This is a genomic window from Micromonospora sp. DT229, from assembly GCF_049844505.1.
Classification (GTDB): domain Bacteria; phylum Actinomycetota; class Actinomycetes; order Mycobacteriales; family Micromonosporaceae; genus Micromonospora.
In genome coordinates, this window is the sequence record NZ_JBNCLD010000012.1 from 25,151 (window position 1) to 38,272 (window position 13,122).

Sequence of the window (13,122 nt, forward strand, 5' to 3'; positions counted from 1 at the left end):
TCATGGTGTGCCACTCCCGTCGACGTTCTCGTCGCGGCGGGCCCAGCGGGCGAGCCGTTCGCCGAGCGCGGCTCCGCCGTCGCTCTCACGGGCCACGACGAGGATGGTGTCGTCGCCGGCGATGGTGCCGACGACCTCCGGCAGGCCAGCCCGGTCCAACGCGCTGGCCAGGTACTGGGCGGCCCCCGGCGGGGTCCGCAGCACGGCGATGTTGCCGCTGGAGTCGACCTCGTTGAGCAACTCGCGCAGCAGCCGTACCAGCCGGGCCGGGGCCGCCTCCGCGTCGCGCAACGGGCGGTGCCCGTCCTCCGGGATCACGTACACCGCCCGACCGTCACCACCGCGGGCGGTGACGGCGCCGAGTTCCTTCAGGTCCCGCGACAGGGTGGCCTGGGTGACCTGGACGCCCTCGTCGCCGAGCAGTTCGGCGAGTTCGGTCTGGGACCGGATCGCCCGGTCCCGGATCAGTTCGACGATTCGGGCATGGCGGGCGGCACGGGTCAGCGGTGCGGTCATAGGGCGTTACCCTGCCAGCAGGAAGGTCAGCAGCGCCTTCTGGGCGTGCAGGCGATTCTCCGCCTGGTCGAACACCGCGCTCTGCGGGCCGTCGAGCACCTCGTCGGTGATCTCCTCGCCCCGGTGCGCGGGCAGACAGTGCAGCACGATCGCCTCCGGTGCCGCCTCGGCCAGCAGGGTCTTGTTGACCTGGTACGGCAGGAACGGGGTGATCCGGTCCAGTCCGTCGCTCTCCTGCCCCATCGAGGTCCAGGTGTCGGTGGCGATCACGTCGGCGTCCCGGACGGCGGCCACCGGGTCGGTGAGCACCCGCACCGAACCGCCGGTGTCGGCGGCGATCTCCTGGGCCCGGGCCACCACCTCGCCAGCGGGCTGGAAGTCGGCCGGGCCGGCGACCCGGACGTGCATCCCGGCGGTCACCCCGGCCAGCAGGTAGGAGTGGGCCATGTTGTTCGCCGCGTCGCCGAGGTAGGTCAGGGTCCGCCCGGCGGTGCCGCCGCACCGTTCCCGCACGGTGAGCAGGTCGGCCAGCAGTTGGCAGGGGTGGAAGCCGTCCGTCAGGGCGTTGATCACCGGCACGGAGGCACCGGCGGCCACCTCGGCGATCCGGTCGTCGCCGTGGGTACGCAGCACGATCGCGGCCACGTACCGGGACAGCACCCGCCCGGCGTCACTCAGGGCCTCACCCCGACCGAAGTGCGTGACCTGGGTGTCCACCACGAGGGGGTGGCCGCCGAGTTCGGCGATGCCGACGTCGAAGGAGATCCGGGTACGCAGGCTCTGCTTGTCGAACAGCACGGCCACCGCCCGGGGCCCGGCCAGCGGGGCGTGCGCGAAGCGGTCGGCCTTCATCCGGGCCGCCAGGTCGAGCACGGCGGACTGCTCGGCCGGTGTGAGGTCGTCGTCGCGCAGGAAGTGCCGGGTCATGCGGGGGCCTCCGTCGGGGTGTGCTCCGCGTCGGCGCCGGGGTGGTCGGCCGAAGAGGGTGGTACGGCGACCGGGCCGCGCGGGTGCTGGTCAGTCGCGCCCGGCGCCACGGCCGCGGCGGTGGTCAGGGCGGTGGGCAGGGCGGCCAGGAAGGCGTCGGCCTGCGCGGCGGTGAGGATCAGCGGCGGGGCCAGCCGGAGCACGTCCGGCTGCACCGGGTTGACCAGGAATCCGGCCGTACGCAGTGCCTCGGCGGCGGCGGGTGCCACCGGGGCGGCCAGGATCACCCCGAGCAGCAGCCCGGCGCCCCGGACCCCACCGATCAGGGGGTGGCCGAGGGCCTCGATCCCCCGACGTAGCCGTTCCCCCACCCGCTTGACGTGGTCGAGCAGCCCTTCGTGGGCGATGGTGGAGATCACCGCCAGGGCGGCGGCGCAGCTGACCGGGTTACCGCCGAAGGTGGTGCCGTGGGACCCGGGGGCCAGCAGGTCGGCGGCCGGGCCGAAGGCCAGGGTGGCGCCGATGGGCAGCCCGCCGCCGAGCCCCTTGGCCAGGGTCACCACGTCCGGTTCCACACCCTCGGCCTGGTGGGCGAACCAGTGTCCGGTACGCCCGATCCCGGTCTGCACCTCGTCGAGCACCAGCAGGGCGCCGTGCCGGGTGGTGATCCGCCGGGCGGCGGTCAGGTAGCCGGCCGGCGGCACGACCACCCCGTTCTCGCCCTGGATGGGTTCCAGGATCACCATGGCGGTCGCGTCGGTGACCGCCTGCTCCAGGGCGGCCACATCGCCGTACGGGACGTGGGTGACCTCGCCGGGCAGCGGGCGGAAGGGGTCGGCCTTGGCGGGCTGGCCGGTCAGGGCCAGGGCGCCCATGGTGCGGCCGTGGAAGCCGCCCACGGTGGCCACCACATGGGTGCGCCCGGTGCGCCGGGACAGCTTGAACGCCGCCTCGTTGGCCTCCGCCCCGGAGTTGGCGAAGAAGACCCGACCGGGCCGACCGGCCAGGGCCAGCAGCAACTCGGCCAGGGCCACCGGCGGCTCGGAGATGAACAGGTTCGACACGTGCCCGAGGGTGGCGACCTGCTTGGACACGGCGGCCACCACGGCCGGGTGGGCGTGTCCCAGGGAGTTCACGGCGATGCCGCCGAGCAGGTCGACGTACTCCCGGCCGGTGTCGTCGACCACGACGGCGCCGGAGCCGGACACGAGGGCCAGGGGTGGGGTGCCATAGTTGTCCATCATGGACTGGCGCCACCGGTCGGCGAGGGCGGTCATGACGGCACCGAGCCTTCCTTGGTCGAGGGTGTCGCGAGCTCGCTGCGGGCGTTCACGACCATGGTTCCGAAGCCTTCCGAGGTGAAGACCTCCAGCAGGGTGGAGTGGGCGACCCGGCCGTCGACCACGTGCGCGGCCGGCACTCCCTCGGAGACCGCGCGCAGGCAGGCTTCCATCTTGGGCACCATGCCGGACTCCAGCGACGGCAGCAGCTTCGCCAGCTCCTCGGTGGTGATCTCGCTGATCAGGCTGGAGGTGTCCGGCCAGTCGGCGTAGAGCCCGGGTACGTCGGTGAGCATGACCAGCTTGCGGGCCCGCAGCGCGATCGCGAGGGCGGCGGCGGCGGTGTCGGCGTTGAGGTTGTGCAGCACCCCGTCGACGTCCGGCGCCACGGTGGAGATCACCGGAATCCGGCCGGCCGCGATCAGGTCATCCACTGCGGAGATGTTCACCGACTCGACATCGCCGACCTGCCCGACGTCGACCGGTTGCCCGTCGACGTAGGCGGGGCGGCGTACCGCGGTGAACAACCCGGCGTCCTCACCGGAGAGCCCGACGGCCAGCGGACCGTGGGAGTTGATCAGCCCGACCAGTTCCCGCCCGACCTGGCCGACCAGCACCATCCGGACCACGTCCATCGCCTCCGGGGTGGTCACCCGCAGGCCGCCCCGGAACTCGCTGTCGATGCCCAGCCGCGCGAGCATCGCCGAGATCTGCGGGCCGCCGCCGTGCACCACGACCGGCTTGAGACCGGCGTAGCGCAGGAAGACCATGTCGGCGGCGAAGGCCCGCTGCAACTCCGGGTCGATCATGGCGTTGCCGCCGTACTTGACGACCACTGTCGCGCCGGAGAACCGCTCCAGCCAGGGCAGCGCCTCGATCAGGGTGGCCGCCTTGGCCTGGGCGCGGGTCAGGTCCGAGTTCAGGGTCATGTCGAGTAGGCCGAGTTCTCGTGCACGTAGGCGTGGGACAGGTCGTTGGTCCACACCGTCGCCTCGGTGGCACCGGCGTGCAGGTCGATGCGGATGGTGACGTCCCGGCCGGTCAGGTCGACCTTCGACCGGTCCTCGGCGGCGGCCCCGCCCTTGCACACCCAGATGCCGTTGACGGCCACGTCGACCGCGTCCGGCTCGAACTCGGCGGCGGTGGTGCCCACGGCGGCCAGGATCCGACCCCAGTTCGGGTCGTTGCCGAACAGGGCGGTCTTCACCAGGTTGTTGCGGGCCACCGACCGGCCCACCTCGACCGCGTCGTCCTCGTCGGCCGCGCCGACCACCTCGATGGCGATCTGCTTGGTGGCGCCCTCGGCGTCGGCGATCAACTGCTGGGCCAGGTCGTGGCAGGCCGCGGTGACCGCCGTGGTCAACTCCGCAGCGCTCGGCGTGACCCCGGAGGCGCCGCTGGCCAGCAGCAGGACGGTGTCGTTGGTGGACATGCAGCCGTCGGAGTCGATCCGGTCGAAGGTGACCCGGGTGGCGGCGCGCAAGGCGGCGTCCAGGGTCTGCGGGTCGGCGACCGCGTCGGTGGTCAGCACGCAGAGCATGGTGGCCATCGCCGGGGCCAACATGCCGGCGCCCTTGGCCATGCCGCCGACGGTCCAGCCGGTACCGGAGATCACCGTGGTCTTCGGTCGGGTGTCCGTGGTCATGATCGCCTCGGCGGCGGCCTGCCCGCCGTCGGCGCTCAGGGCCCCGATCGCGGCCCCCACCCCCGGCAGGAGCTTGTCCATCGGCAGCCGCTCGCCGATCAGACCGGTCGAGCAGATCGCCACCTCACCCGCCCCGAACGGCTGGTCGGGATGCAGTGCGGTCAGCGCGGCGGCGGCGTGCTCGGCGGTGGCGTGGGTGTCCTGGAACCCGGCCGGACCGGTGCAGGCGTTGGCCCCGCCCGAGTTGAGCACCACCGCCCGGACCAGCCCGCCGTGCAGCACCTGCTCGCTCCATGCCACCGGGGCGGCCTTGACCCGGTTGCTGGTGAAGACAGCGGCGACCCCGGTGTCCGGGCCGTCGTTGACGACCACGGCGATATCCGCTGCGCCGCTGCTCTTGAGGCCGGCGGCTACCCCGGCCGCCCGGAACCCCACAGGTGTGGTGACGGTCATGGCGTTACCCCCAGCGGGGACAGGCCCGTGGTCTCGGGCAGGCCGAACATCAGGTTGGCGTTCTGCACCGCCTGACCCGCGGCGCCCTTGCCGAGGTTGTCCAGGGCGGCTACCACGATCAACCGACCGGAGTCGAGGTCGACGGTGGCTTGCAGGTGGCAGGAGTTGCTGCCCAGGGTCGCTGCGGTGTGCGGCCAGCGGCCCTCGGGCAGCAGGTGCACGAAGGGGCTTTCCGCGTACGCCTGGGCCAGCACCGCCCGGGGGTCCGCCGAGCCGACCGGCCGGGCGGTCACGGTGGCCAGGATGCCGCGCGGCATCGGGGCCAGCACCGGGGTGAAGGACAGGCCGGTCGCTCCGGTGGCCTGCTTGATCTCCGGTACGTGCTGGTGGGCGCCGACCTTGTAGGGCGACAGGTCGCCCATCACCTCGCTGGCCAGCAGGTGGGTCTTGGCGGCCCGACCGGCCCCGGAGGTGCCGGAGGCCGCGACGACCACCACGTCGGCGGGCTCGGCGACACCGGCGGCGATCAGCGGCGCCAGCGCCAGGGTGATCGTGGCGGCGTAGCAGCCGGTGTTGGCGACCCGGGTGGCGGCGGCGATCCGCTCGGCCTGCCCGGGCAGCTCCGGCAGGCCGTAGGTCCAGGCACCGGCGTGCGGGCCGCCGTAGTAGCGGGCCCAGGCCTCGCCGTCGGTGAGGCGGTGGTCCGCCCCCAGGTCCACCACCCGGACCTCGGCGGGCAACTGCGCGGCGAGGGCGGCGGACTGGCCGTGCGGCAGTGCCAGGAAGACCAGGTCGGCCTCGGCGAGCGTCTCCGGTACGGTCTCGGCGAAGGTGTGGTCCAGCCCGACGAGCTGCGGGTGCACGCTGTCGACGCGCTGCCCCGCCTGGCTGTGTGCGGTGGCGGCGACCAGGTCGAACTCGGGATGCCCGGCGAGCAGGCGGAGTAACTCACCACCCGCGTAGCCGCTCGCACCGGCGACCGCGACCCGAATTCCCATGCCTACCTCCGTATGACTATGCAGGGAGGCTAGCAGCGCATGCGGCCCACTGCAAGTTCATGCAGTGGGCCGCATGAGAATGCTTTATTGTTAAGAAGGGTCCCCTGCTATGCCGCAGGCGTTAACCGGGGGCCCTTCCTTACCGCCTACAGCCGGCCCTCGGCCACCGCCTGGCTGACCCAGGGGATGACCTCGTCGAGCATCTCGTCGAGGGAGGTGGTCGCGGTGAAGCCCAGCACCTCGGCGGCCTTGGTGGTGTCCGGCACCCGTTTGCGGACGTCGTAGCGGAAGGGTTCGTCGCTGACGTACCGGAACGGCACCTCCGGGCCCTTGATCTTGTGCCAGATCAGCTCGGCCAACTCCAGCACGGTGGTCGACCGGGCGGTGGAGAGGTTGAAGTCCTCGTTGTGGGCCGCCGGATGCTCGATCGCCGACGCGATGCCCCTGGCCAGGTCGCCGCCGTAGGTGTAGTGCCGCACCTGGTCGCCCTCGCCCAGGATGTGCAGCGGATCCTGCCCCTTGACGATCTTCTGCACCAGGTCGGGCACCACGTGCGACATGGCCAACTTCACGTTGCCGGAGAGCACCTCGGCCTGCCCCAGCGCCCGCCCCTCCCCCACGCCTACGCAGTTGAAGGGCCGCACGATCGTGTACGGCAACCGGTACTGCTCCCAGGCGGCACGGGCGTAGTACTCCACCGCCAACTTCTGAAACCCGTACGACGACAGCGGCGGCGGGATGCGCCGCTCGTCCCCCTCCCGACTGGGCCAGTGCTCGGTCGACTCGTACACCATCGAGGAGGAGAGGTAGGTGACCTTGGTCAGGGTGCCGTCGCGGTGGGCCCGCAGCGCCGCGTCGCAGGTCGCGGCCATGATCCGCTCGTTGGTGGCGAGCAGGTCATAGGCGTACGCGTGGAAGTAGGAGATCCCACCGATCATCGCCGCCCCGGCCACCAGGTGGTCGCAGCCGTCGAGCAGCTCGGTCAACAGGTCGGTGTCGCGGGCGTCGCCCTCGACGAACCGGAACCGGGGATGGGTGTCGTAGCTGTGGCTGACCGGGCCGTACTTGGAGAAGTTGTCCACCCCGACGACCTCGTGGCCCCGGTCCAACAGCTCCGCGACCAGATAGCCGCCGATGAAGCCGGCCGAACCAGTTACCAGGACCTTAGCCACGTGCGCTCCTATGCGGTCTTCTCGTACTCGGTGGACTCGACGGTCTGCACCGCCGCCGGTCGGGTCCGGGCGGCCAACTTCTCCCGGTTCAGCCGTCGACCGTAGGCGAACAGATACCAGCGCAGGTACCCGGGGAGGAACCGGCCCAGGTCGAAGTGGGACTCGCCGAGGGGCCGGTCCAGCCAGATGGTCGGGATCTCGGCCACCGGCAGGCGCAACCGGGTCGCCTTGGCGGTCAGCTCCAGCCCGATCTCGAAACCGGTCCGCGACTCGATGCCCACCTGCCGGACGAAGGCGGTGTCGTACGCCTTGAAGCTGTTGGTGGCGTCCCGGGTGCCCACCCGCGCCAGGGTGTAGAGGCTGCGCCCCGCCCAGCGGGACATCATCCGCTTCAGCCGGGGCCCGCCCACCTGCTGACCGCCCGGCATGTACCGGGAGGCCGCGGCCACCACCACCCCCCGGTCCACCAGTCGGGCCAGCTCGTCGATCTGCCGGGGATCGTCACAGCCGTCGGCCATGGTCACCACCACGACCGGGGCCCGCGCCACATCGATGCCGAACCGGATGGCGTTGGCCGGGCCCCGCCCGTAGGTGTTGAGCACCGCCCGCACCCGGGGGTCGGTCCGGGCGGCCTGCTCGACGTACGGGACGGTGGTGTCCTCCGGCATGTCGTGCACGATGAGCACCTCGGCCGGCAGCAGCATCTCCCGCAGCATCCGCTCCAGGCAGCGCACGATCGCCGCGCCCTCGTTGTAGACCGGCACGATCACCGAGACCCGGGGGATCACACCCGCACCCCCTGCCCGGTCAGGCCCCACATGTCGATCACCGGTTTGTCGGTGTCCAGGCGGGCGTACTGCTCGTGCGGGGCCGCGATGACCAGCAGATCGGCTCGGCGCAACACCTCGTCCAGGCCGAGGAGACGCTCGTCGACGACGTACGGGTCGGTGCAGATGGTCTCCCGGGTCTTCAACGCCAGGATCTTGCGCAGCTTGTACGCCAGGCTCTCCCGGGGATCGTCGCTGCCACCCTTGAAGGCCATGCCGAGGATGCCCACGACCGAGTCGGCCAGGTCGAACCGGTCCTCCAGCCGGGAGACCAGGTACAACGGCAGACCCTCGTTGATCAGCATCGCCGAGTGGCCGAGCACGAAGTTGTTCCGGTTGAAGGCGGCCAACTGCATGGTGTCCTTGAACAGGCACGGCCCGGCCGCGAACCCGGGCATCGGCAGGTCGGCGGCGCGGGGATACTCGTACGCCACGGCGTGCCGGATCCGGGCGAAGTCCAGCCCGAAGTCGTTGGCCATCATCCAGAACTGGTTGGCGGTGGCGAACTTGATGTACCGCCAGGTGTTGGTGAACAGCTTCGCCAGCTCCGCCTCCTCCGGCGTCAGCGTGACGATCCGGTTGGTCAGATGCCGGAACAGCTTCTCCGCCCGAGCCAGCGACTGCGGGGTACGCGCGGCCACGATCTGCGGCAGGGTGAACAGCTCGGTCATCGCGTGCCCCTCGGCGATGCGCTCCGGGCAGAAGGCGACATCCGCCTGCACTCCCCGGCCGACCAGCAACTTCTCCGTCAACGCGGTCACCCCGGGGTAGACCGTGCTGCGCAGCACCACCAACTGCCCGTCGCGCAGATGCTCCGCACAGCGTTCCAACGCCCGCGGCACGGCCCCCAGATCCGGGTTCAGGTGCTCGTCGACCGGGGTGCCGACCACCACCACCAGATGCTCGGAGGTGCCGACGGCGGCCGGGTCGGTGGTGGCCCGCAGCCGGCCGGCGGCCACCGCCTCGGCCAGGGGCTCGGCCGCCCCGGCCTCGGCGAAGGGCAGGGTCGCCGAGTTGACCGTGGCGACGGCCTCGGCGTTGATGTCGTACAACACGACGGAGAGCCCGCGGGCGGCGAAGGCGATGCCCAGTGGCAGGCCCACCCGGCCGCAACCACCGACTATGCAGACGTCGACCGAGGCAGAGGGCTCATCGGGCATGAGGGGGCTCCCGTGGGGGTGGCGGGTGTGATCCCAAGGGTCATCGGGATCACAGCAGGCTAACCCCTCGGAGGTGACTCGTGGGTAACCAAATAATCCAAGCGTCCTGACCATTCGGCCGATCCGCCCCCGACCGGCGACTTCAGCACCGTACCGGCGGCGGATCGGACCGCCCTCGACCTCACCTGGTCGGTCGCGCCAACCCCTGCTGCCGCTCGTAGGTTCGCAGCGCGACATCCCAGGCCTGGGTGTACTCCGAGGGCCCCAGACCGAGGTCGCCGTGGCCCTTGACCGCCTCCCGGAGCAGCTCCACCAACCCGGGAACGATGTCCCGGCGTTCGGCGATGTAGTGGTGGAAGACCTCGGCGAACTGCTGACCGGTCAGCCGCGCGGCGTACGCGGTCACCGGGTCGTCCTGAAGGTTCTGCAACACCGCCGCCCACCGGCGGGTCAGATCGTCGGCCTGCCAGGTGCGGATCTTCTCAAGTTCGTGTTCGCACTCCAAGGCGATCCGCTGCTCCCAGTACGGACGCAGCCGTTCCCGCACCCGCTCGTCCGGGCTGACCCGGATCCGCACCGAGAACTGCGGCAGGTGCCCCTCCTGCGGCCACCGCTGCTGACCCAGCAGGTCGTTGAGGGCCCGTTCCAGGGCGTGGGCCCGGTGCGGCTCGTGCTCCCGGGCCAGGTCCACGGCACGCTCCCGGACGATCCCGCAGGCCCAGGGCAGCAGCGCCTCGGCCCGCAGCCGCAGAGCGTCGAAGGTCATGCCGGTCGCGGTCCACAGGTAGACCACATGCAGGTTGAAGTCGAAGGCGTCACCCTTGGCCGGCACCAGGAGAGGCTGGGGTACCTCCTGCCGAAAGGTGACCCGGGCCGGCGCCACCGCAGGCGGTGGTGGTGGCGCGGGTACGGCGGTCGGCGGAAAGATCGCGTGCCACCAGCGGCGTCGCTGCGTCGGCACACCGTGTCGCACCTGGGGCGTCCCGGCGGGTCCAGTGGTCATCAGGCATCCTCAGCAATCAGGGTTTCGACGTCGTCGAGCAGGGCGCACCCGGGCAGCACCGAGCGCCAGACATGCCGTAGCTGGTGGTGCAGCCGACGGGCCAGCGGAGGCCGGCCGGCCAGCACCAGCCGCAGCAACGCCAGCAGGTGGGCGGTCACCTCGGGCTGGCCGTCCGCCCGGCCCAGCCAGAAGCCGAGGGTCCGCCAGGACCGGTACGCCGTCTCCGGCAGGCTCAGCGCCGTCGCCCACAGGGTCGCCAGGTCGTCGACGGAGATGATCCCGGTCCGGGCCAGATCCAGCAGTTCCGGCCAGTGTTCCCGGGGTGGTCTGGCCCACCGTTCGGCCAGGATCCGCAAGGCCCGGGCGGCGTGCAGCCGTACCTCCCGGTCGGCCGGGTCGGTCGAGACGGCCCACTGGGCCAGGGCCTTCACCAGGGCGGCCCCGTGTCCGCCCTGGTAGACCTCGACCAGGCCGCGTACCACGGAGTTGTGCCGGCGTTGCATCCGGTTGGCGGCGACCAGTCGAAGCTGCCCCAGGGCCGCGTCCGGCCAGAGCCGGGCCAGCCCCAGCTCATGGGCGCGGGCGACCGTGTCGCGCAGGTGGGCCGCCGGGCCGGCGGCCCAGCGGTCCAACTCGACACCGACCCGCTGCCGTAGCCGGGGTTGCATCGCGATCGCGACCAGGATGATCGCGGCCGCCTGCCGCACCCCCGCCCGCCGCTCCCCCGCCAGGTTCCGCACCACCTCCAGGGCGGTCTGCACCTCCCGACCGGCCGACCAGCCGATGGCGGCGGCTGCCGCCTGCCGTACCTCCGGCTCGTCGGCCCGCACCAGTTCCGCCAGCCAGTCCAGCAGTACCCGGGGCAGCCACCAGTCGGTCCAGGCCATGTCCAGCACAGCGGTACGCAGTTGCTCGGTACCGGGGGCGAACTGCATCCGGATGCCGCCGGTCGCCCAGTCCTCGTTCGGTATCACCATGGCGGCCCGCAGGGTCGGCCCGAGCACCTCGTCCAGGGTGATGCCGCGCAGCCGTACCGCGGTCTGCGCCCCGTGCGGGCCCGGCACCAGCCGGTCGGCCGCCAGCCGGATCTCCACCGTGGACAGCCCGGCGAATACCACACAGGACAGCCGGAAGGCCCGTACCTGCTCGGCGGACCAGCCCACCGAGGCGCCGGCGTCGGCCGACACGTCGAGGATCTGGGCGGCCCGCTCCCGAAGCTGCCGGGGTAGCAGTTGGGCCAGCCGGTCGGTCAGGGACCTGCCGCGTGGCACCGTCTGCGCCAGGGCCGTAACCAGGGGAAGCACCTCGCGGGGCCGTGGGCCACCGGCCAGGTAGGCCGAGAGCAGGGGATGCCGACTGCATTCCTCGTCGACGTACTGGTCCACACACTCGCCGGCACAGTCCTCGGCGCAGAAGCCGACGCACCGCCCGGCCAGGTCCCGCCGCAGGCGGGCCCGGAACACCTCGGCCGCAGGTGCCGGTCGATGCTCCACGACATGCCCGGCGAGATCCTGTACCCGCCGGGAGAAGTCGCCCACCAGCAGCAGGGTCATGCCCGCGGTCGCGGCCCGCTCGGCCAGCCCCATCAGGGTGTAGCCGTCCAGCTCGCTGACGGCCTCCTCGGACAGTCGCAGCACGTAGCCGCTGCCCGCACGCCGACCCAGCTTCGTCCGGAACACGTCGGTGAGCTGCTCCACCCCGAGAATGTTCACCCCGTCGATCCCGTGCCGCCTCACCGAGGCGACCAGCGCGGAGGTGAGTTTTCCGCTGCCCGGCGGCCCGGACAGGCACACCAGGTGACGCTGCTTGAGGTGGTGGTCGAGTTGCTGGTCACTGCCGGCCGGCGCGTACCCCCGCACCAGGTCCTGCACGGTCGTCTCGCTGAGGGTCTCGGACCAGACCCGGCGCCCGTCCACCGACTCGGTCGCCGCGCTGACATTGACCGTACCGATGGCCAGGGCCCCGTGGCCGGTCGCGTTCTGCCCCCGCACGTACATGTCGCCGGCATCGATCTCGGCGGCACCGAACAGACCGGCCAGCCGACGCAGCACCTCACCGGAGTCGAGCGAATCCTCCCGGTCGTCCTCCTCCTCGACCCGGTCGCTCTCCTTCTCCCGGTCGCTCTCCTTCTCCTGCTCCGGCTCGGTCTTCCGGTCGGTCTCGGTCTCCTGGTTGGTCGGGTCGCTGGGGCCCGTGCCGGAACCGGTCACCGGCTCGTCGGTCATCGGCCCGCCTCCGGGGGCAGGACGACGTCACGACCGACAGAGCCGATCGCGATCGCGCCCGGTCCCACGGCATTCTGGCCGTCGACCCGGATGTTCCCGGTACGGATCCCGCCGGTCGGCGACGGGGGATCCTGCCGGGCTGCCGCCTCCGGCTCCGGCTGGTTCGTCTCCGGGGACGGTGGCTCGTCCCGCCAGGAGGTGACGTCCTCGTCGAGGACGCAGAGCCAACCCGGCTCGTGGAACCCCTTCTCCGCGTGCACCACCTCGATCCGCCGGAACCGGCCCGGTCGAAGCTCCTCCGGGTACTGGGTCACCACATCCCGGTAGATGTCGGGGGAGACCACCAGGGCGATCCCGGCGTCGGGGAAGGCGGCCAGCGCCCGACGCACCGGGGCGGCGTCGCAGAGCCGGCTGACCGTGACGACCGCCTGGCCCGGAAACCCGTTGGCCCCGTCCAGGTGCACCATGCCCTGGTGCACCGCCACCCGCAGCCGGATGCGGGCCACCGGAAGTCGGTCGGCGTTGTACCGCCGCAGTCGGCGATTCAGTTCCGGCAGGAACCGGCCGATCACCCGCGCCTCGGGCAGTTCGGTCGGCAGGACGGCCAGTTCACCGTCCCCGGACTGCTGGGTCGTCCAACCGGCCCGATCCATGCCCACCTCGTCGGCCGCCTCCCGCAGCAGCCGATGGAAGTCCAGTTGGGCGTCGTACTGCTGAAGGTTGCCGCGCTGGCTGTAGCGCTCCATGTCCACACAGATCAACAGCCGCCGCTGCGGATGTTGCATGTCGTCCCCCTCCCACCCGGCCCGCGAGGGGCGGGTATCAGCGACATACAACCGGTGCCGGCCCGCGCAGACCCCGTAGAAGTACGGCATCCGCAGAAATGTCCGTCAGTGGTCATCCCGTACGGTGCGGG

At 71.7% G+C, this 13,122-nt stretch carries 12 protein-coding genes; all 12 read right to left on the reverse strand.

Annotated elements, in window-relative coordinates; all coding sequences use genetic code 11:
* Nucleotides 1–516, reverse strand: a complete 516-nt coding sequence (locus tag ACLQ2T_RS19250; RefSeq protein WP_425767738.1) for an arginine repressor — start codon at nt 514–516, stop codon at nt 1–3.
* A gap of 6 nt (nt 517–522) precedes the next feature.
* The gene (gene argF / locus ACLQ2T_RS19255; protein ID WP_425767739.1) at nt 523–1,443 is read right to left on the reverse strand and encodes an ornithine carbamoyltransferase; all 921 of its coding nucleotides are present in this window, start codon (nt 1,441–1,443) and stop codon (nt 523–525) included.
* Nucleotides 1,440–2,720 (reverse strand): acetylornithine transaminase, encoded by a 1,281-nt coding sequence (locus ACLQ2T_RS19260; protein WP_425767740.1) that lies wholly within the window; start codon nt 2,718–2,720, stop codon nt 1,440–1,442. The genes argF and ACLQ2T_RS19260 overlap by 4 nt, the downstream gene beginning before the upstream one ends.
* Nucleotides 2,717–3,652 (reverse strand): acetylglutamate kinase, encoded by a 936-nt coding sequence (gene argB / locus ACLQ2T_RS19265; protein ID WP_425767741.1) that lies wholly within the window; start codon nt 3,650–3,652, stop codon nt 2,717–2,719. The genes ACLQ2T_RS19260 and argB overlap by 4 nt, the downstream gene beginning before the upstream one ends.
* A complete protein-coding gene (gene argJ, locus ACLQ2T_RS19270) occupies nt 3,649–4,821 on the reverse strand; it encodes a bifunctional glutamate N-acetyltransferase/amino-acid acetyltransferase ArgJ (RefSeq protein WP_425767742.1) in 1,173 nt (390 codons plus the stop codon). Before argJ ends, argB begins: the two co-directional genes overlap by 4 nt.
* Nucleotides 4,818–5,819 (reverse strand): N-acetyl-gamma-glutamyl-phosphate reductase, encoded by a 1,002-nt coding sequence (gene argC / locus ACLQ2T_RS19275; protein WP_425767743.1) that lies wholly within the window; start codon nt 5,817–5,819, stop codon nt 4,818–4,820. The genes argJ and argC overlap by 4 nt, the downstream gene beginning before the upstream one ends.
* 146 nt (nt 5,820–5,965) lie before the next feature.
* Nucleotides 5,966–6,991, reverse strand: a complete 1,026-nt coding sequence (locus ACLQ2T_RS19280; RefSeq protein WP_425767744.1) for an NAD-dependent epimerase/dehydratase family protein — start codon at nt 6,989–6,991, stop codon at nt 5,966–5,968.
* 8 nt (nt 6,992–6,999) lie between these two features.
* The gene (locus tag ACLQ2T_RS19285; protein WP_425767745.1) at nt 7,000–7,779 is read right to left on the reverse strand and encodes a glycosyltransferase family 2 protein; all 780 of its coding nucleotides are present in this window, start codon (nt 7,777–7,779) and stop codon (nt 7,000–7,002) included.
* Nucleotides 7,776–8,978, reverse strand: coding sequence for a nucleotide sugar dehydrogenase (locus ACLQ2T_RS19290; RefSeq protein ID WP_425767746.1), 1,203 nt, complete (start codon nt 8,976–8,978; stop codon nt 7,776–7,778). Before ACLQ2T_RS19290 ends, ACLQ2T_RS19285 begins: the two co-directional genes overlap by 4 nt.
* 181 nt (nt 8,979–9,159) lie before the next feature.
* Nucleotides 9,160–9,981 (reverse strand): hypothetical protein, encoded by an 822-nt coding sequence (locus ACLQ2T_RS19295; protein WP_425767747.1) that lies wholly within the window; start codon nt 9,979–9,981, stop codon nt 9,160–9,162.
* The gene (locus ACLQ2T_RS19300; RefSeq protein WP_425767748.1) at nt 9,981–12,206 is read right to left on the reverse strand and encodes a hypothetical protein; all 2,226 of its coding nucleotides are present in this window, start codon (nt 12,204–12,206) and stop codon (nt 9,981–9,983) included. Before ACLQ2T_RS19300 ends, ACLQ2T_RS19295 begins: the two co-directional genes overlap by 1 nt.
* Entirely contained in the window at nt 12,203–13,081 is an 879-nt protein-coding gene (locus ACLQ2T_RS19305; protein WP_425767749.1) for a hypothetical protein, read from the reverse strand. Before ACLQ2T_RS19305 ends, ACLQ2T_RS19300 begins: the two co-directional genes overlap by 4 nt.
* Between the last annotated feature and the right edge of the window lie 41 nt (nt 13,082–13,122).

Excerpts from the sequence above, each read along its gene's own strand:
- argB (WP_425767741.1), bottom strand. The coding sequence starts at position 3,652 with ATGACCCTGAACTCGGACCTGACCCGCGCCCAGGCCAAGGCGGCCACC.
- argJ (WP_425767742.1), bottom strand. The coding sequence starts at position 4,821 with ATGACCGTCACCACACCTGTGGGGTTCCGGGCGGCCGGGGTAGCCGCC.
- ACLQ2T_RS19260 (WP_425767740.1), bottom strand. The coding sequence starts at position 2,720 with ATGACCGCCCTCGCCGACCGGTGGCGCCAGTCCATGATGGACAACTAT.
- ACLQ2T_RS19300 (WP_425767748.1), bottom strand. The coding sequence starts at position 12,206 with ATGACCGACGAGCCGGTGACCGGTTCCGGCACGGGCCCCAGCGACCCG.
- ACLQ2T_RS19295 (WP_425767747.1), bottom strand. The coding sequence starts at position 9,981 with ATGACCACTGGACCCGCCGGGACGCCCCAGGTGCGACACGGTGTGCCG.
- ACLQ2T_RS19250 (WP_425767738.1), bottom strand. The coding sequence starts at position 516 with ATGACCGCACCGCTGACCCGTGCCGCCCGCCATGCCCGAATCGTCGAA.
- argF (WP_425767739.1), bottom strand. The coding sequence starts at position 1,443 with ATGACCCGGCACTTCCTGCGCGACGACGACCTCACACCGGCCGAGCAG.
- argC (WP_425767743.1), bottom strand. The coding sequence starts at position 5,819 with ATGGGAATTCGGGTCGCGGTCGCCGGTGCGAGCGGCTACGCGGGTGGT.
- ACLQ2T_RS19305 (WP_425767749.1), bottom strand. The coding sequence starts at position 13,081 with ATGCCGTACTTCTACGGGGTCTGCGCGGGCCGGCACCGGTTGTATGTC.
- ACLQ2T_RS19290 (WP_425767746.1), bottom strand. The coding sequence starts at position 8,978 with ATGCCCGATGAGCCCTCTGCCTCGGTCGACGTCTGCATAGTCGGTGGT.